17 protein-coding genes are annotated in these 18,389 nt (G+C 69.9%); 4 read left to right on the top strand and 13 right to left on the bottom strand.

What is annotated here, in order from left to right:
- Nucleotides 1-12: 12 nt before the first annotated feature.
- The 6 genes from AB0H87_RS01035 to AB0H87_RS01010 form a co-directional block, all read right to left on the bottom strand.
- The gene (locus AB0H87_RS01035) at nt 13-2,496 is read right to left on the bottom strand and encodes a beta-L-arabinofuranosidase domain-containing protein (RefSeq protein ID WP_360137499.1); all 2,484 of its coding nucleotides are present in this window, start codon (nt 2,494-2,496) and stop codon (nt 13-15) included.
- A gap of 22 nt (nt 2,497-2,518) precedes the next feature.
- Nucleotides 2,519-3,811 (bottom strand): cellulose-binding protein, encoded by a 1,293-nt coding sequence (locus AB0H87_RS01030; protein WP_360137496.1) that lies wholly within the window; start codon nt 3,809-3,811, stop codon nt 2,519-2,521.
- 81 nt (nt 3,812-3,892) lie between these two features.
- Nucleotides 3,893-4,690: a carbohydrate ABC transporter permease gene (locus AB0H87_RS01025; RefSeq protein ID WP_360137493.1), complete on the bottom strand. Its 798-nt coding sequence runs from the start codon at nt 4,688-4,690 to the stop codon at nt 3,893-3,895.
- 10 nt (nt 4,691-4,700) lie between these two features.
- Nucleotides 4,701-5,651, bottom strand: a complete 951-nt coding sequence (locus tag AB0H87_RS01020) for a sugar ABC transporter permease (protein WP_360137490.1) — start codon at nt 5,649-5,651, stop codon at nt 4,701-4,703.
- 60 nt (nt 5,652-5,711) lie between these two features.
- A complete protein-coding gene (locus AB0H87_RS01015) occupies nt 5,712-7,004 on the bottom strand; it encodes a sugar ABC transporter substrate-binding protein (protein WP_360137487.1) in 1,293 nt (430 codons plus the stop codon).
- The gene (locus AB0H87_RS01010) at nt 6,997-8,925 is read right to left on the bottom strand and encodes a beta-L-arabinofuranosidase domain-containing protein (protein ID WP_360137484.1); all 1,929 of its coding nucleotides are present in this window, start codon (nt 8,923-8,925) and stop codon (nt 6,997-6,999) included. The genes AB0H87_RS01015 and AB0H87_RS01010 overlap by 8 nt, the downstream gene beginning before the upstream one ends.
- Before the next feature lie 145 nt (nt 8,926-9,070).
- Here AB0H87_RS01010 and AB0H87_RS01005 point away from each other — a divergent pair, with 145 nt between their 5' ends.
- Entirely contained in the window at nt 9,071-10,114 is a 1,044-nt protein-coding gene (locus tag AB0H87_RS01005; protein ID WP_360137481.1) for a LacI family DNA-binding transcriptional regulator, read from the top strand.
- Here AB0H87_RS01005 and AB0H87_RS01000 read toward each other — a convergent pair.
- Nucleotides 10,111-10,584: a hypothetical protein gene (locus AB0H87_RS01000; RefSeq protein WP_360137478.1), complete on the bottom strand. Its 474-nt coding sequence runs from the start codon at nt 10,582-10,584 to the stop codon at nt 10,111-10,113. The two genes, AB0H87_RS01005 and AB0H87_RS01000, sit on opposite strands and share 4 nt — an antisense overlap.
- 77 nt (nt 10,585-10,661) lie before the next feature.
- Between AB0H87_RS01000 and AB0H87_RS00995 the strand changes: the two genes are divergently transcribed.
- Nucleotides 10,662-11,318: a TetR/AcrR family transcriptional regulator C-terminal domain-containing protein gene (locus tag AB0H87_RS00995; RefSeq protein ID WP_360137475.1), complete on the top strand. Its 657-nt coding sequence runs from the start codon at nt 10,662-10,664 to the stop codon at nt 11,316-11,318.
- Between the two features lie 15 nt (nt 11,319-11,333).
- Here the strand turns inward: AB0H87_RS00995 and AB0H87_RS00990 are convergent, their stop codons facing one another.
- Both AB0H87_RS00990 and AB0H87_RS00985 read right to left on the bottom strand, forming a co-directional pair.
- Nucleotides 11,334-12,650: an alpha/beta hydrolase gene (locus AB0H87_RS00990; protein ID WP_360137472.1), complete on the bottom strand. Its 1,317-nt coding sequence runs from the start codon at nt 12,648-12,650 to the stop codon at nt 11,334-11,336.
- Nucleotides 12,651-12,717: 67 nt separating this feature from the next.
- Nucleotides 12,718-13,725 (bottom strand): class I SAM-dependent methyltransferase, encoded by a 1,008-nt coding sequence (locus AB0H87_RS00985; protein ID WP_360137469.1) that lies wholly within the window; start codon nt 13,723-13,725, stop codon nt 12,718-12,720.
- 98 nt (nt 13,726-13,823) lie between these two features.
- Here AB0H87_RS00985 and AB0H87_RS00980 point away from each other — a divergent pair, with 98 nt between their 5' ends.
- Nucleotides 13,824-14,537, top strand: coding sequence for a helix-turn-helix domain-containing protein (locus AB0H87_RS00980; RefSeq protein ID WP_360137466.1), 714 nt, complete (start codon nt 13,824-13,826; stop codon nt 14,535-14,537).
- An 83-nt stretch (nt 14,538-14,620) separates the two neighbouring features.
- On the opposite strand, the gene AB0H87_RS00975 is transcribed toward AB0H87_RS00980, so the two are convergent.
- Nucleotides 14,621-14,965, bottom strand: coding sequence for a DoxX family protein (locus AB0H87_RS00975; RefSeq protein ID WP_360137463.1), 345 nt, complete (start codon nt 14,963-14,965; stop codon nt 14,621-14,623).
- Nucleotides 14,966-15,014: 49 nt separating this feature from the next.
- Between AB0H87_RS00975 and AB0H87_RS00970 the strand changes: the two genes are divergently transcribed.
- Complete coding sequence (locus AB0H87_RS00970; protein WP_360137460.1) at nt 15,015-15,593, top strand: TetR/AcrR family transcriptional regulator; 579 nt, start codon at nt 15,015-15,017, stop codon at nt 15,591-15,593.
- 61 nt (nt 15,594-15,654) lie between these two features.
- On the opposite strand, the gene AB0H87_RS00965 is transcribed toward AB0H87_RS00970, so the two are convergent.
- From AB0H87_RS00965 to AB0H87_RS00955, 3 genes are all read right to left on the bottom strand, one after another.
- Entirely contained in the window at nt 15,655-16,527 is an 873-nt protein-coding gene (locus AB0H87_RS00965; RefSeq protein WP_360137457.1) for an alpha/beta fold hydrolase, read from the bottom strand.
- Nucleotides 16,528-16,625: 98 nt separating this feature from the next.
- The gene (locus AB0H87_RS00960; RefSeq protein WP_360137454.1) at nt 16,626-17,150 is read right to left on the bottom strand and encodes a hypothetical protein; all 525 of its coding nucleotides are present in this window, start codon (nt 17,148-17,150) and stop codon (nt 16,626-16,628) included.
- A 33-nt stretch (nt 17,151-17,183) separates the two neighbouring features.
- A complete protein-coding gene (locus AB0H87_RS00955; RefSeq protein ID WP_360137451.1) occupies nt 17,184-18,350 on the bottom strand; it encodes a DivIVA domain-containing protein in 1,167 nt (388 codons plus the stop codon).
- Nucleotides 18,351-18,389: the final 39 nt, after the last annotated feature.

Below are 18,389 nucleotides of genomic sequence, written 5' to 3'. Positions count from 1 at the left end.
GGCAGGCCTCCCTCATTGGCCGGAGGAGTTAAGGGCAGCGATCTCGCTGGCGGACAGCGCGCGGCTGTAGACGCGGAAGCCGTCCACGGCGGCGTTCAGGTACGGGTCGCCGCTGTACTGCGAGCGCCCGATCCAGTTCTGCGTGGTCGTGCCGAGGTTCGAGGGCCGGGTGGTCAGCGCGGAGTTGCGCGCGACCTCCGCGCCGTTGACATAGAGGACGCCGAGGTTGCCGGTGTGCGTGACGGCGACGTGGGTCCACACGCCGGCCGGCAGCGCGGCGGGGGCGTCGATGCGCTGCTCGCCACCGGCCCCGCCCGCGGTGATGGCGTAACGGGCGGTGCCGCTGCCACTGCGCGGGACGAGGAACATGTTGGTGCCCGTGCCGCTGCCGAAGTCGAACAGCCGGGCCCAGTTGGCCAGCGTGGTGACCCGCACCCAGGTCGCGATCGTGAACGAGGTCGCGCCGGCGAGGATCCCGGACGGCAGGCTCACGTACTGGCTGGAGCCGCTGAGGTTGACCGCGTTGCCGGTGCGCCCGGTGGTTCGGCCGGCACCGCCGGCCAGGGTGGCGGTGCGGCCGTTGCCGGTCGCGTCGGCGGCGGTGGTGCCCGACGACTCGTCGAACGGGTAGTGCGCGACGAACGCCGGCAGCGGCGGTGTGGACGTGACATTCCAGTAGACGGTGTAGCGGACGCCATGCGTCTTGTAGAACGGCAGCAGCGTGACCGTGCCCGTCGAAGCGGTCGCGGTGTACTGCAACGGCGTGCTGGTTGCGGCAAGCGAGCTCGCGTTGAGCGTGGGCAGGCCGCTCAGGTTCGTCGAGCCGTACTGGCCGGCGAGCACGATCGGCCCGTGCTTGACCGCGCGTACGGCGGAGTTGTCGGGCGTCGGTTCGGTCTGAAGCGGCATCGGCAGGCTGATGTCGACGGTGTCGCCGCTGGCCCAGGTGCGGTTGATGGCCAGGTAGCTGCCGGGCGTCGGCGAGCCGGTCAGCACGCCGTTGACCCGCACCTGCGCGCCCGAGGTCCAGGCCGGGATGCGCACCCGCAGGTCGATGGTGCCCGAGCCGGTGATGGTGAGCCGGCTGGTCGGCGACTCCGGGTAGGTGGTGTCCTGCCGGATCGTGATGCCGCGCCCGGGCCAGGTCAGGGTCGACGCGATGAACAGGTTGACCCACAGGGTGTTGCCGTTGGTGAAGTAGATGCTGTCGCCGTACTTCGTGTTGGTCTCCATGCCCGTGCCGTGGCAACAGGTGAAGTTGTTGTAGTCGTTGCTGTAGGTCTTGATGCCACCGGCCCGCAACGGCACGTAGTAGCAGTGGAACCCGTGCGAGGAGCTCGGGTTCTGCGCGCCGAGCAGGTGGTTGTAGAGCGTCTTCTCGTAGAAGTCCATCAGCTCGGCGGCCCGGTTCGGGAACGTGAAGAACAACTGCCGGGTCAGCTTCAGCATGTTGTACGAGTTGCAGCACTCACAGGTCGAGTCCGACAGCTCGCTGGCGATGGCGTTGGGCGGCTGGAAGTACTCGCCGTTGGAGTTGCCGCCGATCGCGTACGAGTGCTGGTTGACCACGAAGTTCCAGAAGTTCGACGCGATGTCGCGGTAACGCGTCGTGCCGGTCGCGTGGTAGCCACGGATCGCCGCGAGCGCCTTCGGGATCTGCGTGTTGGCGTGGAACCCGTTGAGCTGGTCGACGTTGTTGGCGAGCGGGTCGAAGATCTGCGCGTGGTCGAAATACTGCGCCGTGGTGAGGTGTGCGGCGTTCTCGCCGTACTGGTAGAGGTTGTAGAGGGTCTCGCCGACGCCGCCGAACTCCGTGCGCAGCATGGCCTGTCGCTGGCTGAGCGTCAGCCGGCTGTTGCGGAACTGCACCCAGGCGGCCTTGCGGTTGAGGATCGTCAGCGCCTGGGCGTTGCCGGCCAGCAGGTGCATGTCGAGCAGGCCGGCCATGATCTTGTGCAGCGTGTAGTAGGGCGCCCAGACCGACTGGCCGGTCTCCACCCGGTCGATGAAGCTCTCCGGGTACGCCGACAGGTAGCCGGTGTTGAAGCCGCGGGCGGTGGCCCGGTCCTGGCAGAGCCCGAGCTGGGTGACGATGAGGTCGCCCTTGGTCTTGTACGAGGTGTCACCGGTGCTGGCGTACGCCTGGGCCAGCGCGCTGAGCACGTGGCCGAGCGAGTGGCCGCGCAGCTCCGTGGTCGGCGACTCCCAGCCGCCGCACGGTGTCGCCGACGAGGCGATGCCGGCGTTGACGCGGAACATGTGCAGGAGCCGGTCCCCGTCGAGGAACGTCAGGTAGGACATGGTCCGGCCGGCATTAGCCTGGAACGGGCCCGAGAGCAGGCGGACGGCGGAGAGCGGGAAGGGGTACGCCGAGACACCGGTGTCCGGGCGGGCGGCTGCGGCGGCTTTCGGTAGGGCGCTGACGGCGGTGGTGGCCACCGCCGTTGCCGCGCCGGCCTTCAGGACGGTCCGGCGCGACAGCGGGGGTCTGTGCATGCGCGGCACCTTTCGCTGGAAGTTAGTAGCCGTACCGGTTCTTGAGATGGCGCCACCAGTCGCGCAGCATCCACCGGTCGAACTCGGTGATCGACGAAGCGCTGCCGGCGCGCATGATGAAGCCGCCGACACCGCTGGGCGTCCAGTCGTAGAAATCGTCGAGACCGTAGGTATGACCGATCTCGTGGAGGAGGATCGTCATGTTCTCGGTGTTGAGGTTGTTCATGAAGTACTCGCGGCCCATCCGCTGACCCCAGTCACCGCCGGCGCCGCCGCCGAAGCCGTCGGTCAACCAGAGCGAGTGGTCGTAGTGCCGCGCGGCACCACCCGGGCAGTTCGGGTACTGGCCGCTCTGGTTGAAGAAGCGGCCGCACGGCGCGGAGCACTGCGGCGCGTTCTCACGGATGTCGCCGACGTAGATGTCGACGGAGTTGTCGCTCCACTGCAGCTGCGCGCGGTCACGCACGGCCCAGCCGACCACCCGCACCGGGACGTCCGTGTAGGGCCAGTTGTTGTGGCCCACCATCACGTCCATCCACTTGCGATACTGCCGCGCCAGTGCGGCGTGCATCTGGTCGCGCTGTGCGGCGGTGACCGGCGCCGACGAGTCCCAACGGACGCAGTAGTTGATCGATCCGCGGTTCGCGAACAGCTGGTCCCAGCCGTAGTTGCGGAACGCGTACAGGTTGCCGTTGTTGTAGGTCTGCTCCTGGTGCTGCCAGACCTGGTCGAGCGGGGCCACCAGGTTGGCCGGAGGGTTCCAGCCGCTGGTCGGCGGCGGCGTGGTCGGCGGGTTCGCGTGCGCCTTGACCTCGAGCAGACCGACCGAGCCAGCTCCACTTTGGAGGGCGATGCGCAGGCGGGTGGTGCTGACCGCGCTGAAGGTCACCAGGTTGTAGCGGTCCGCGGCCACGGGATAGCCGCTCGCGCCGGACACGTCGACGTAGCCGCTGCCGTTCCAGCTCTGCACCCGCCAGGAGGCGGGGAGCCGGACGCCGCCACCGTCGTCGAAGAAATAGACCTCGGCCGCGCGGATCGTCTGGGCGCTGGTCCAGGTCAGCTCGGCCCACTGGGCGCCCTGGTTGGGCCAGGTGCCCCAGCGGGGGTTCGCGGTGTCGTTGGACCGCGGTGGGTCGATGCCGTCGCGGATGGCGGCGACGCTCTCCCAGGGTGAGGTGTAGGACGCGCTGGGCGTGGCCGTCCAGGCCAGGTTGTCGCCGGGCGCCGCGTGTGCCGGTCCGCCGCCCGCGACGAGAGCGAGCCCGGCCGCCACCAGGATGCTCGCTGTGCTGGCCAGGGCTTTTCGGGTGTTCATGGAGGACTCCTCTCCGTACATTGATGAAGATCAATTTCTTGGACCGGAGTCCGCCCGTGGAGCCGCGGCGAATCCGGGTTGTTACCCCTTGATGGCGCCCGAGGTGAAGCCCCGGACGTAGCTGCGCTGCATGAACGCGAAGAGGATCAGGCAGGGCACGGCCATGAAGACCACGCCGGCCTCGAGCGCCGCGTAGTCGATCGAGCCGTGGCTCGCCGTGCGCATGTTGACCACCGCGAGGGTGGTGGTGAACTTGTCCGTCGAGTTGAGCAGGATGAGCGGGGCGAAGAACTCGCTCCACGAGGTGAGGAACGCGAACAGGCCGACCGTGATCAGCCCCGGCCGCACTGCCGGCAGCATGATCCGGACGAGCGTGCCGACGCTGGCACAGCCGTCCATCTGGGCCGACTCCTCGAGCTCGCGCGGCACCGCCTCGAACGAGTTGCGCATCATGAAGATCGAGAACGGCAGCTGGAACATGATCAGCACGAGGCTCAGCCCGATCAGGGTGTCCTCGAGGCCGAGCCAGCCCAGCAGCACGTAGAGGGCGATCAGGATCGTCGCGTACGGGACCATCAGGATCGCCAGGGTGATCAGGAAGAGCACGTCCCGGCCGGGGAACCGGAACCGCCCGAAGGCGTAGCCGCCGAGCGTCGCGACGAACAGGGTCCCGCCCACCGTGAGGGCGCTGACCACGATGCTGTTGACCACGTGCATCGGTCGGATGCCGTTGTCAGACGTGAACAGCCGGTCGTAGTTCTCGAGCCCGAAGCCGGAGCCGGTGCGGAACGAGGCCCAGCCGCTCCACAGCAACGGGAACAGGAACAGGATGGCCAGGGCGCCGCTGGTGACCGACCAGCCCAACCGGGAACGGTTCATCGCTGCACCCTCAGTTCGACCGGCGGCGCAGGACGCCGAGCTGGATGACGTTGAAGACGATCAGGACCACGAGCAGCACCACGGAGATGCCGGCCGCCGACCCGAGGTCGAGGCGGATGAACGCCTCGCGGTAGATCACCATGACCAGCGAGGTGGTGCTGTTGTCGGGCCCGCCGCGGGTCAGGATCCAGAACTGGTCGAAGGCCAGCAGCGACCCGGTCACCATCAGCGTGAGGACGAGCGCGATCGTCGGCCGCAACAAGGGGAGCGTGATGCGCCGGAAGGTCTGCCACCGGCTGGCGCCGTCGACCCGGGCCGCCTCGTAGATCTCCGGCGGGATCGCCTGCAGGCCGGTCAGCAGGATCAGCATGTTGAAGCCGGCGAACCGCCAGAGCACCAGCACGATCGCGGAGCCGAGCGCCGAGTGGGCGCTGCCGCTGGTCCAGGAGACGTAGCCGTCGACCAGGCCCACCGCGCGCAGCAGGTCGCTGATCGGCCCGATCTCGTCGCTGAGCAGGCCGAGGAAGAGCAGGGAAGCGTTGGCGAAGCCAACCGCCATGGGCAGGAAGAACGCGGTGCGGAAGAAACCGACGCCGCGCCGGCGGTGCTGGACGAGCAGGGCCAGGCCCAGCGCGACGGCGAACAGCAGCACGGTGATGATGACCGTGTATTTCACGGTGAACCAGGTCGCGGACCGGACGAGCTCGTTGTCGCCGATGTCCGCGAAGTTCTCGGGCGCGTTGAAGGTCGGCGGTGCGAGCAGCGGCCACTTGTGCAGCGACATCCAGCCGACGAGCACGAGTGGGACCAGGAAGAACAGGGCGACCATGACCGCCGTCGGGCTGGCGTAGGCGATGCCGAGCCAGGCGCGCCGCGTCTGGCGGCGGCGCGGCCGGCGGACCGTTCGCCGGCTGGCCTGCGCGGCCGGCTGTTCCCGGTGTGGGGAGATCACGGTCGTCATCGTCGTCCTTTTGTGTGGTAGGTGGGGGCCCTGGCACGGCCTACCAGGGCCCCCGGAGGGTTAGCTCTGCTGCAAGGACTTCGTGATGTCGGCGTTGCCGGTGCTCAGTGAGCTCGCGGCATCGCCGAAGAGGGCACCGCGGACGGTCTGCAGCCACGGGCTCTGCGGGTCGTTGAAGGACGCGTTGAAGTTGCGGGCGTACGGCGTCTGGCCCTTCTCCATCAGCGAGTTGATCAGCACGACCCGCGGGTCCGTCGACGAGTACTTGTTGGACGCCAGGTCGGTGCGGGTGGGCACGCCCTTGTTCTTCGCGATGACCTCGATCTGCGCCTCGTCGGACATCGTCCAGGCCAGGAAGTCCCAGGCCTGCCCGGCCTTGGTGCTCGTGGCGCCGATGCCGATCGCGTCGCCGCCCACGAAGGTGGACTCGCCCCCGTCTGGACCGGGAATCGGTGCCACGCCCATCTTCACGCCCTTCTCCTCGATCAGGCCGAGCCAGACCGACGGGCCGGGCGCGATGCCGACCTTGCCGTTCTGCAGGGCGCCGAGCCAGGTCGGGCCCGCCTCGTCCTTCGACGCCGGCGCGGCCACGCCCTCGTCGTAGAGCGAGCGGTAGAGGGCGAAGACTTCGGCCATCTCCTTGGAGTCGATCTTCGCGTTGTTGCCCTCGGCGTCGAGGACCCCGCCACCCGCGGCCCAGACCGACGGCCAGAAGGTGAACTCGACGCAGCCGCCGCAGTTGCCGCCGAAGTAGGTGCCGTTGACGTCGCCACCCAGCTTGTCAATCTTGCGGGCGTGCTCGGCGAACTCCTTCAGCGTCGTCGGCGGCTTCTCCGGGTCGAGGCCGGCCTTCGTGTAGAGGTCCTTGTTGTAGAGCATCACGGACATGTCGATGGTGTGCGGGACGGCGTAGACCTTGCCCTCCCAGGTGCCGGCCTTCACGTGTGCCGGAGCGACCTTGTCCTTGACGTCCAGGGCGCCGAACCGGTCGGTCACGTCGACCCACAGGCCCTGCGAGGCGTACTGCGGCGCGAACACCACGTCCGAGGCGAACAGGTCCGGCAGCGACTTGGCGCCGGCCGCCGAGGCGAGCTTGGCCGGGTACTCCTCGTTGGGGTACGCGGTCACCTTGACCTGGTTCTTGTGGGTCGCGTTGTACTTCTCCGCGTACGCCTTGGAGACCGACTCGGTCGCGGCCCGGGTCCAGAGCGTCAACGTGGCGCCGTCGTCGGCCGATGCGGCCTCGGTGCCACCGCCGCCGGCCGCGTCGTCGTTGCCGCAGGCCGCGACCGCGGTGATCAGTAGGGCCGCCGCCATGCCGGCGACGACGCGTCGTGCTCGGTATCTAGCCATCCGAACTCCTTGCGCGAGGGGATTGGACAGTGGGCAGCCAGACCCGCATGGTCGCGGGACCACGGCGCGCCCAGCGGTGGTACGGCAACAGTCGGATCAGCCCGAGCGGCGGGTTGTCGCCCGCCGGTCCGGCGTAGGGCCATGCGGCGTCGGCCGCGGTGGCGAGCCCGCCCCACACCTCGACGCCGTCGCCGGCGTCTTCGGGCGCCCGCCCCGGGTCGACCCGAAGCAGGTCGAGGTCGCCGAGCGGGTCGGCCACCGGCGACTCGGCGCAGTAGACGACCGGGCCGCGCTCGACCGCGACGCAGCCGCGCACGGCGTCGATGCGCGGATCGGGCGTGGTGATCCGGGGCGCCATCGGCAGGTGCAGCCGGACCTCGTCGCCGGCCGCGAACGCGCGCCGGACGGTCACGACGTCGCCAGCCGCGGCCTCCTTGGTGACCCCGTCGACCGTGATGGTCGCGCCGTGCGCCCAGGCGGGCACGCGCAGCCTCAGCGGCCATTCGCCGCCGTCGGTCGCGGTGATCCGGATGGTGACGTCGCCGTCGGCGGGGTAGGCGGTGCTGGTTTCCAGCGCCACGCGGCGGCCGTCGGCGAGACGGGTGTCGACCGACGCGTCCGCGTACTGCATGATCCGTAGCCCCTCGTCGTCGCCGGCGGCGAGGTAGCTGCTGAGACTGGCCAGCAGGCGCGACACGTTGGGCAGGCAGCAGGAGACCTCGAACCAGGGTGCCCGCGGGCCGCCGCCGAAGCCGAGTTGCTCCTCGTCGTCCGGCAGCGCCCGGGTCGGCGTGCGCTGGTGCAGGCTGTGTGCGTAGAAGAAGGCCCGCCCGTCGTCCTCGATCGCCGTGGCGACCACGTTGTAGAGGAGGCGCTCGATCACGTCGGCGTAGCGGGCCTCGCCGGTGGCCAGCAGCAGGCGCCAGGCGAGCATGACGGCGGCGACGCTGGCGCAGCTCTCGGAGTAGGCGCGGTCGGACGGCAGCACGAAGTCGTCGCTGAACGCCTCGTCCATGTGCCGGGAGCCCATCCCGCCGGTCAGGTAGGTGCGCCGGGCCCAGGTGCGGTCGAACTGGGCGGCGACCGCGGCGAGCAGCTCGTCGTCGCCGGTCTCGACCGCCACGTCGACCACGCCGCAGGCGAGGTAGAGCGCGCGCACCGCGTGTCCACGCAGGACGGTCGCCGCGCGCACCGGGGTGTCGTCGCTGAAGTAGGACCAGCCGAACTGGTGCGGCGGCAGGCTCTGGTGCCCGCGCCGCTCGACGAACAGGGCGGCCTGGTCGAGATAGCGGCGTTCGCCGGTGACGCGGTAGAGCTCGACCAGCGCCGGCTCGATCTCCGGGTGACCGCAGATGCCGGTGCTGCCGTCCCGGCCGAAGACCTCGCAGATGTGGTCGGCCGCTTTGACGGCGATGTCGAGCAGCGGGCCCGGACCGTGCACGCGCGTGTCGGCGACCGCGGCCTGCATGAGGTGGCCGGCGCAGTAGAGCTCGTGGCCCCACTGCAGGTCGCTCCAGCGCGGTGCCTGGCCCGCGCGGCCGTAGGCGGTGTTGAGGTAGCCGTCGGCCTCCTGCGCGCCGCCGACCAGCGCGACCAGCTCGTCGATCTCCCGCTTCCGCGCGGGGTCGGCGCGCCGGCCGGTCTCCCACGACATCGCCTCGATCAGCTTGTAGACCTCGGAGTCGGCGAACTCGCGGCCCCGGTGCTCGGCCGGCCCGGTGGCGGCGCCGATCGTGAAGTTGGCGGTCCACCCGACCTTGTCCATCCAGGCCCGGGCGTGGTCCAGGCTGCCCTCGCTGATGACGCGCTGCCGGTCGGCCCAGAACCCCGCGGTGATCCGCGCCTCGGCCAGGCCGAGCGGGCGCAGCGCACCTCGGGACGGGTCCACCGGCCGGCCGCCGGTGGGGTCGGAAGCTGCCACCGTGTTACCTCCAGGTTTCGTGATGGCGCTCACTCTGGACCCCGAAAACCTTTTCGGCAAGATGCCAAATCGGTTGGCTCGCAAACCCGCTTCCGGCTGATACGTTGCCGGCAGCACCAGAAAACGTCGGCGAAAGGTTTTCTGCATGGGTCGACAGCGCACGCAGGCGGTGACGTTGTCCGACGTCGCGCGGCGGGCGGGCGTCTCGGTCGCCACGGCATCGAAGGCGCTCAACGACCGCGCCCAGGTGGCCGCGGCGACCCGGCAACGCGTGCTGCAGGCCGCGAGCGAGTTGTCGTTCCACCCCAACGCGCTGGCCCGCGGCCTGATCGTCGGCCGCACCCGGACCATCGGCCTGCTCACCGACGAGCTCGGCGGCCGGTTCTCCATCCCGATCCTGCTCGGCGCCGAGAACGCGCTCGGCAACGAGCAGATGTCCGTGCTGCTCTGCGACGCCCGCGGCGACGCGATCCGCCGCCAGCACTACATCCGGACCCTGCTGGCCCGCCGGGTCGACGGCTTCATCGTGCTCGGCGACAGCAACGACCTCCGCCCGTCGCTGACCCGCGAGATTCCGGTGCCGGTGGTCTACGTGTACGGCGAGTCCACCGACCCGGGCGACTTCTCACTGCTGGCCGACGACGAGGGCGGTGCCCGGCTGGCGGTGGAGCACCTGGTCGCGCTCGGTCGCCGACGGATCGCGCACGTGACCGGGCCCCACGGCTACCGGGCGGCGCGCGACCGGGCGAGCGTCATGCGCGCGGTGCTCGCCGAGCACGGGCTGTCGCTGGCCGGCACCGACCCGCTGTTCGGGGAGTGGTCACAGCGCTGGGGGCGCCACGCCGCCCGGATGCTGCTGAGCGCCGAGCCCGAGATCGACGCGATCTTCTGCGGCAACGACCAGATCGCGACGGGCGTCTCACAGACCCTGCTCGACCTGGGCCGCCGCATCCCGGACGACGTGGCGATCGTGGGCTACGACAACTGGGAGGACTTCGCCACGGACTGCCGCCCACCACTGACCACGGTGGACCTGAACCTCGAACAGCTCGGCGCGACCGCGGTGACCCACCTGTTCGCGGCCCTGGACGGCACACCGTCCTCCGGCGTGGTGCGGCAACCGTGCCGGCTGGTCGTGCGCGAGTCCACCGTGCCCACGACGGTCCCCCAGCCCCGACCGCCGGCTTAGGCGGCTGCGGCCGCTGCCGCGAACGTGGCGATCGCGGCGGCCAGCATCAGCGCGTGCAGGATCATGTGCTCCAGGTTGGGGCGCGGCCGGTCACCGATGCGTGGGAGGACGGTCACTGTCCGCGCGTACGTGCGGGAGTGCAGCTCCGCCCAGGTCACACCCGTGCCGGCGGTGGCCCACGGCACACTGACGCCGGCCAGGTAGGGCAGCCACCAGAGCAGCAGGCCGCCGACGACGTTGAGCAGCGCCAGGCCGCCGGCCGCGTAGCCCAGCGCCGGCACGTGCAGGGCCGCGCCCAGGCCGAGGAGCAGCGCCGGCAGGGCCATGACCGGCGCGTTGATCGCGACCTCCGTGCGCTGCTGGGCGCGCGTGGCGTCGCGGACGTTGTTGAGCGGGAACACGTCGACCAGCGTCATGACCAGGAAGTAGGCGACCGCGGCGAGGATCAGGACGAGCGCGAGGGCGAGCATGTCGCTGGCTCCATTCTTACGGTGTAAGTTTCTGCTAGCCTGACTTACGCCGTAAGAATCGTCAAGGGGTGTTGCGCGTGGCTGATCGCCGGGTCGGCGCGAAGGCCGGGCTGAGTCGGGAGCTGGTCTTCGACGCGGCACTGGACTATCTGGACAGGCATGGCCTGCCGGCCCTGTCGATGCGCAAGCTCGGCGCCGCCCTCGGGGTCGAGGCGATGACGCTCTACAACTACGTGCCCAACAAGGACGCGCTGCTCGACGGCCTGGTCGACCGGGTCATGGAGATCGCTTTCAGCGGGTTGCCCGACCCCGTCTCCGGCGACTGGGTGCCCTGGATCCGCGAGTTCGCGCACAAGCTGCGGGCGGCGCTGCTGGCCCACCCGGGCGTGCTGCCGCTGGCCGGCACCCGGCCGGTCAACTCGCCGGAGGCGCTGCGGACGTCGGAGCGGTGGCTGGCTGCGATGCGCGCGGCGGGCGTACCCCTTGGGCGGGCCATGGATGTCGTCAACGTGATCGCCACGTTCACGATCGGGCACACGCTCGCCGAGGCGGGCCAGACCCCCGGGCACGAGGGTTCCGAACCCAACCTCGACGAGCGGGCCGACGAGTTGGACCCGGCGGAGTTCCCGAACCTGACCGAGATCATCGCGACCCGGGCAGGGCTCGACTTCGACCACCGCTTCACGGAGGCGATCGACATCCTGCTCGCGGGGTACGCGGCGCTGGACCAGTAGCTCGTCGCGTGGACGCTAGAAGTCGTCGATGTTGACCGTGATGCGGTGTTCGGACGAGGGCCAGTTGGGCACGTTGGCGAGGTCGTAGCCGCCGCCGCGCTGGCCGACGACGATCGAGACCAGGCCCAGGTGGGCGGGCGCGGCCGGGATGAAGACGTCCATGCCGGTGATGAAGGTCTGCGCGAAGAACGCCGGCAGTGGCGCGGTGAGGTCGGTGCGGCGGTCGCTGCCCGCGTCGAACGCGAAGATACCGATCACCCGCTTGACCCGTGGCGCGTTGGCGGCGTTGAGGATGTCGGTGCCGTTGACCCAGAGGTGGTCACCTTCGCCACCCCACCATTCCTTCTGCCGCTGCACGGTCAGCGCGGTGTGCCGGTCGCTCGTCTCCACGAGGGCGCCGAGCCCTTCGCCGGGGCGGCTCGTGAGCAGCCGGACGAAGGCGTCGTCGCGGAGGAACGGCTGGAAGTAGAAGTGGTGCGTGGCGGCGCCGGGTCGGACGACCGCGAACTCGTACCGCTGCTGGCTGCCGAGTTTGATCGGGCCGAACGCACCGTCGCCGGTCAGGGCCTGGGTGTGCACGGGCCTTCCGGTCAGCCGGCGGCCGGTCAGCGGGCTGACGCGGTAGACCTCGAGCGTGGCGTCGGTGACGCCGGCGTTGCTGGGGAAGAGGACCGCGCGGCCGGAGATCCGGGCTGTGCCCTGGCGATCGGGCAGGATGCGGGTGGTGCGCGGGTCCTGTCCGCGGAAGAACCGGAACATCTCCCGGAACGACTCCGCCGAGGACACGGTCTGGGTGTGCGACTGGTCGGGCAGGTAGACGTTGGTCGCGCCGGTGATCGCGCGGGTCTGGTCGCCTTCACCCCAGATCGCCAGCGTGGGCACCCCGCCGGGCAAGGCCGTCGCGGTGCGGCCGTCGAGGTTGACGTAGTGCGCGACCCGGGCCGCGCGGGCCGGCGAACTCGTCAGGTAGCTCTGCATCACGAACGTGCCGAGCGAGTGCCCGACGATGTCGACCTGGTCCTGGCCGGTGGTCGCCCGCAGCCGCTCGATCCGTTGGTCCAGGCCGGCGAACACGGCGGGGAGGATGGTCGCGATGTTGGGTGAGTCGTACTCGTGTGCCTCGATGCGCTCGATCGGGTAGCCGTTGCTGGTCAGCCGCCGGGTCTGCGAGTCGAACTGGGACGCGGACCCGGCGCTGCCGTGGACGAAGATGACGGGCCGGTATTCGGCGGGTCTGGTGCCGCCTCCGGCCGCCGCCGCCGCTGGTGTCGCGGCGACGGCGGTAGCGGTGGCGACGGCGATGGCGGTGGCGAGGGCAAGCAGACGACGCACAGCACCTCCAAGATTTTGCATTGAGAGTGCTGATATCGTCGCAGCCCGATGGCCTGCGGTCTACTCCCTAGGCGAAGCCCCAGGTCAGCGCGTGCATCGGCGTGATCGACGCGAACCCGAGGTCGGTGAACCCGTGCCGCGCCAGCAGGTCGTCATAGACGCGGCGGGGCAGGAGCTGGTCGTCGATCTGGGCCTCGAAGATCTGAATGCCGGACATGACCCGCCCGGGCGCGGTCCGCAGGCCGTCGTCGTCATCGGCGAACGGGAAGTCGGAGATCACGAACACGCCACCGGGCTTGAGGGCGGCCTTGACGTTACGCGCGACCGCGTCGATGTCACGGCACTCGTGCATGGAGATGTTGTTGATGACGACGTCGTACGGCTCGTCGACGGTGAGCTTCTCCAGTGGACTGTCCCAGACCTTGATCCGGTGTTCGAGGTTCTCCTGGGCGAGCGTGCGACAGGCGACGTCGACCGAGTGCGCGTCGCCGTCGACGCCGTGGACGGTGGAGTTGGGGTAGGCGTTGGCAAGCATCACGAGCCCGTGCCCGGAGCCGCAGGCGGTGTCGAGGACCCGCGCGCCGTGGTCGAGCCGGTCCTTGAGCCCGGGGACTTTGGCGAGCCCGTCCGGGACCAGCCGCCGGTAGAAGGGCCGCCCGGTGCCGCCGACGGCCGCGATGAACTCGGGCGAGCAGCCGTCCCACCAGAGTCGCTCGCCGCTGGCCAGGCTGGCCTCGAAGCGGTCGAAGATCTCGGGCTGTTCGAGGACCTTGAAAACGCCACCGACGTACGCCGGGGAGGTGTCGTCGAGGAGCACGGTGTCGAGGTTCTCGGCGAGCCGGTAGACGTCGCCGTCGCGATCACAGACGCCGGCACCGTACGCGGCGCGGCACCAGGCGAAGGTGTAGAAGGGATCGAGCTTGGCACGCTTGGCGAGCTCGTCGGGCGTGGCGGGCCCTCCTTGGGCGAGCGCCTCGACGAGCCCGCTGCGCAGACCGGTGGCCACGGTCCGGTGGCCGACATAGCCGGCGAGCAGCCCCAACATGCCGCCGACGGATTCCTTGATATCTGTCATGTGTTTGATGCTGCGTCCCGGCCGGGTTAGTCCGTCAGTTCACGAAGTGAAGCCAACCAGTTCTAGTTCTGTACTAACCCTGCTCCTACCGTGAGCGCATGGGCACCTACTATCAGTTCTGCCCGGTGTCGAAGGCACTGGAGGTCCTGGACGAGCGTTGGACCCTGCTGATCGTCCGGGAGCTGTTGATGGGCAGCCGCCACTTCAACGACATCCGCCGCGGCGTCCCCCGCATGTCGCCGGCGTTGCTGGTCAAGAGATTGCAACGCCTGGAGCGGGTCGGTGTGGTGGAACGCTTCCCCGACGGCAACAAGGTCATCTATCGCCTGACGCCGGCGGGGAAGGATCTACAACAGATAGTGGACGGCCTTGGGGACTGGTCGCTGCGCTGGCTGCCGGAGTTGGGCGACGAGGACCTGGACCCACATTTGCTCTTCTGGGACATGCGCCGCCAGGTCTCCCGCGAGGATCTCCCGCCGGGCCGCACGGTCGTGCACGTACAGCTGGGCGACGTGGACCCGAAGAGCCAACGGTGGTGGCTGGTCCTCGCGGCCGATGACGCGGACGTCTGCGACTTCGACCCGGGCCTCCCGGTAGCGGTGACGCTCGAGACGACACTGCGCTGCATGACCCATTTATGGCGCGGCGAAATCAGCTGGCGCGAGGCCGTCCGCGCGGGCGACCTGATCGCCAACGGCTCCCGCACGGCGACGCGCGCGGTGCCTCGCTGGCTCAACGTCCGCGCCGCACCCGGAGACCCGCGCCCCCAGTTCAGCGTCTCGGGGCGGCTTGCCGTTGATCTACGAGCCTGACGTCGCTCTCGACGGAGGCGCGAAACTGAGAATCGGTGGCCCAGAAGCCGAGATTTCGGATCAGAGATCTTCCCGGATCACGGCTACGCCAGGTAGAGGACGAGCGTGGCGATCGCGAGCAGCAGGTATATGGCCGGCACGAACGCGTTGCCGCCGTCGCCGGCACGCAGGTGGGCACCGATGGCCAACGCGAAGTAGGCGACGAGCGCAGCCGCGGCAGCGATGCCCACCGGCGTGACGAACAGGCCGACGACCAAGCCGGCCGCGCCGGCCAGCAGCAGCGCCGCGAGCAGGTTGAGCTTCTCCTCGGGAACGCCCACGCGGGTGTACGTCGCGACGACCTCTGGGCGATGGCTCAGCTTGCGGAAGGCGGCGAAAACCAGCAGAGCGCCCAGAGGCAGCGAGACCGCGGCGAGAGCGATGGACATACGCAATCCCCCCTGGGTCACGAATCTAAACGCTTGTACAATTTTAGCCGTGAGCCCCCAACGAAGCAACCGCGCGCAGCTGGTCGACGGGACGCTCCGGTGCCTGGAACGCCTCCCACCGGAGCGAGTCACCGCCCGGGTGATCGCGGACGAGTCGGGCGCCAACCTCGCCTCGATCACCTACCACTTCGGGTCGAAGGACGAGCTCGTCACCGAGGCAGTCATCGTCGGGCTCGACCGGTGGCTGGCGGAGATCGGACGGCTCGTCGACGCGGCGGCTCCGGGTGGCACACCGCAGGAACGCTTCCAGGCCGCGATCTCCGTGGTGGAGCAGACCCGGCGGGATCACGAAGGCCTGGCCCGCACCTTCCTGGGCGCAATGGCAAAGGCGCAGCACGACGAGCGCGTGCGGGCGCTGCTGGCGGAGGGCTTCCGCCGCACCCGCGATGACGTTGCCAGAGTGCTCGAACTGGGGGCGGACGCGGCTGGAGAGGACGCGGGCGGGCTGGCGCTGGCCCTCTTCGACGGCCTGCTCTTTCAGGCGTTGGTCGACCCCGGCCTGGCCATCGAGGGGGAGCGGATAGTGCGCGCTCTCGCCCGGCTGCGCGGAGTCATGCCCACGGGCTGAGCGCGGTGAGCAGGGACCGGAGTGCGGACTCTCGAAACCCTCGCACGCGCGCGCCGGCGGGTCACAGCCGGATCAGGTCGGCGACCTCCTCGGGCAGGCCGGGTGACGTCATGACGTGCCCCATGCCGGGCACGACGTGCAACACCGCTCCCGGAATCGCAGCGGCCAGGGCCTCGCCGTGCCCGAGCGGATAGACCGGGTCCTGGTCGCCGTGCACGATCGAGGTCGGCGCGGTGATCGACGACAGTGGGGCGAGCAGGCCAGGGTCGTCCATCCACACGGCCCGGAAATGGTTCGCCGCGGCCGCCGGGTCGGTAGCCCGCGACAACGCCAGCTCCAGCATCGCCCGGGCGGCCTCCTCGTCGAACGGCCGAACCGGCCCGGTGAACACCCGGAACAACGACACGTCAGACTCCACACCCGGCGGCAGCCCGGCATCCAGATGCGCGAGATACGCCGGGGTCGGCGGCGGCAGATCATCAGGGTCGGCGGGCTCCCCGGCCCGCGCCCGTGCCCACACCGAACTCGGATCATGACCCATCAGCGAGCTGGACATCACGGTCAAGGACCGGACGCGGTCCGGGGCGTGTACCGCCAGCCACTGCGCGATCATGCCGCCCAGGGAGGTTCCGGCCACATGGGCGGAGGCCAGTCCATAACCGTCCAGCACGGCGAGACAGTCGCGAGCCATGTCGCCGATCGTGTACGGGTGCGCATCGAAGTCGACGGTGCTGGACCGGCCGGTGTCGCGATGATCGAACCGGATCACCTGGACTCCTCGCTCGACGAGCCGGTCGACCAGGGCATCGGGGCAACTGATCCCTTGCGCGGCCGAACCCATGACCATCAGAACAGCGGGAAGCCCGGGATCCCCGACGCGCTCGGTCCAGATCTTCAGCGGCCCGGAAGACACAAAGCGCTCGTACGCATCCACGGCGGGCACACTAGCGGCTACCTGCCGACGAACGCCGACAATTCCCGATGGCGCCGCGGCGCTGCCACCGACTTCGCGGTTCGCGCGATCCTGTTCGCTCAGCTGCGCAGCACCGGCGGCACGGGTAGGTCAAGGTGGTCCAGCAGCGCGGCCAGTTTGTGGTCGAGTTCCAGGCCCACCTCGGCGATGTCGTCGTGGCCGACCGCGCCGAACGAGGCGAACGTCGCGCTCGGTTGTTCGATGATGAAGTGTGTCTCGCCGTCTCGGCTGGCGATCATCGGGCGCAGTGGCGCGTACATCATCACCGCCTGGTCGTGGCGGTACATCCGTTCCGCGAGCACGTGGTTGCCCATCAGGTAGACCACGCACTCGCCCGGGTCGTGAGCCAGGCGCATCAGCGGGCCGTCGTCGCTCGACCAGTAGCGCAGGAAGCCCAGCGGCGCCGCGGCGTCGACCTGGGCCGCGACCTCCGACCAGTCCGCCTTGCTGCCGATCAGCGCGTTGACCGTCGCGTAGTCAACCGCGGGGACCGCCGTCTCGTAGCGGCGGCGTAAGTCCGCGAACGGGCCTTCAACCGGAATGCGCAGTCGGTGAGCCTGGTAACGGCTCTCGGAGATCGCCACCGTCAGACGCTAACAGCGCTCGACGGCGTCCGTTCACTGTTCGACCGGGCCCGGCATCGCGATCGCGCGGGGCTCCTCCGCCGCCGGCTCGCGGGGCGGCGCTACCGGCTCGAACAACGACCCGGGCGCCGGCTGCGGCTCGACGAGCTCCCCCTCGACAGGCTCCTCCGCCGGAGGCAGGGCGGCGACGACGTCCGGCCGTACCGCGACCATCTTGAACTCGCCCGTCTGCTCGCTGATCGCCGCCGCGGCCATGACCGCGGCCGCTGCCCGGTCGGCCATGCGCTTGGCCTCCCGCTGCATGCGGACCCGCGCCTCGAGGGTCTGCTGCTCGACCGATTCCGCCGTCTGGCGGGCGTGTTCCAGGCGCGACAGCTCGGTGTTCAGCTCCTGCCGGGTGACACCCAGCCGGTGCGTCACCTGCGCCAGGTCCTGCTCGACCGCCGCGCCGTCATGGCGGAGCTGGCCCAGCTGCTGCTGTGCCTGTTCCTGCGCGTTGCGAAGCTGGGACAGCGCCTGCTGGCGCGCCTCGATCTCCTTCTGGATCATGCTCAGCTGCTGCTGGTGCGACTGCATCTGCTGGTCCGACTCGGCCTGCCGCAGTTCGTCAGCCTCCTGGGCCGCCGCGCGGTGGTCGTTGACCTCGCGCTCGACGTCGGAGCGCCACTGGGCCAGCTCCTGCTGCGTCTGCTCGTGTGCGGACTCGATGCGGGCCCGCGCCTCACCCTCCGCCCGCTCGATCGCCGCGATGCTGGCCTCGTGCAGGCGCTTCGCCTCCTGCTCGGTTGCCTCCCGCGCGGCCTGGCCCTCGGCGCGCAGCCGCTCCGCCTCCTGGTGCGCGGCCTCCAGCACCTTCTCCGCGGCGTTCTTGATCTCCGCGGCGTGCTCGCCGGCGGCGTCGACGATGGCCTGGCCCTGCTTCTCCGACAGGGCCAGGATCTCGTCGACCATCGAGCCCAGGTGGCGGAACGACGCCCGGTCGAGGCGCGGCTCCCGGTCCCGCAGCTCGGTCAGCTCGGCGTGCATCTGCTCGAGGTTGGCGCTCAGGCCACGGATGTGGTTGTGCGCCTGTTCACGCTCGGCGGCGAGCTGGGCGAGCCGGTCGGCGGTGTCCGCCAGGTGCCGGTCGACCTGCTTCTTCTCGTAGCCGCGCATCGACGTGTCGAACGTCGGCGTGAGGTACTGCTGACCCTGAGACATGCCATCCTCCACTGCACGCGCTCGATCGGCGGGACTATA

This window comes from Asanoa sp. NPDC050611 (assembly GCF_040654855.1).
GTDB lineage: Bacteria > Actinomycetota > Actinomycetes > Mycobacteriales > Micromonosporaceae > Asanoa.
This window is presented reverse-complemented; position numbering and strand designations above follow the sequence as displayed.

Coding starts and splice junctions, on each gene's coding strand:
- AB0H87_RS01035 (WP_360137499.1), bottom strand. CDS start 2,496: ATGCACAGACCCCCGCTGTCGCGCCGGACCGTCCTGAAGGCCGGCGCG.
- AB0H87_RS01030 (WP_360137496.1), bottom strand. CDS start 3,811: ATGAACACCCGAAAAGCCCTGGCCAGCACAGCGAGCATCCTGGTGGCG.
- AB0H87_RS01025 (WP_360137493.1), bottom strand. CDS start 4,690: ATGAACCGTTCCCGGTTGGGCTGGTCGGTCACCAGCGGCGCCCTGGCC.
- AB0H87_RS01020 (WP_360137490.1), bottom strand. CDS start 5,651: ATGACGACCGTGATCTCCCCACACCGGGAACAGCCGGCCGCGCAGGCC.
- AB0H87_RS01015 (WP_360137487.1), bottom strand. CDS start 7,004: ATGGCTAGATACCGAGCACGACGCGTCGTCGCCGGCATGGCGGCGGCC.
- AB0H87_RS01005 (WP_360137481.1), top strand. CDS start 9,071: ATGGGTCGACAGCGCACGCAGGCGGTGACGTTGTCCGACGTCGCGCGG.
- AB0H87_RS01000 (WP_360137478.1), bottom strand. CDS start 10,584: ATGCTCGCCCTCGCGCTCGTCCTGATCCTCGCCGCGGTCGCCTACTTC.
- AB0H87_RS00985 (WP_360137469.1), bottom strand. CDS start 13,725: ATGACAGATATCAAGGAATCCGTCGGCGGCATGTTGGGGCTGCTCGCC.
- AB0H87_RS00980 (WP_360137466.1), top strand. CDS start 13,824: ATGGGCACCTACTATCAGTTCTGCCCGGTGTCGAAGGCACTGGAGGTC.
- AB0H87_RS00975 (WP_360137463.1), bottom strand. CDS start 14,965: ATGTCCATCGCTCTCGCCGCGGTCTCGCTGCCTCTGGGCGCTCTGCTG.
- AB0H87_RS00955 (WP_360137451.1), bottom strand. CDS start 18,350: ATGTCTCAGGGTCAGCAGTACCTCACGCCGACGTTCGACACGTCGATG.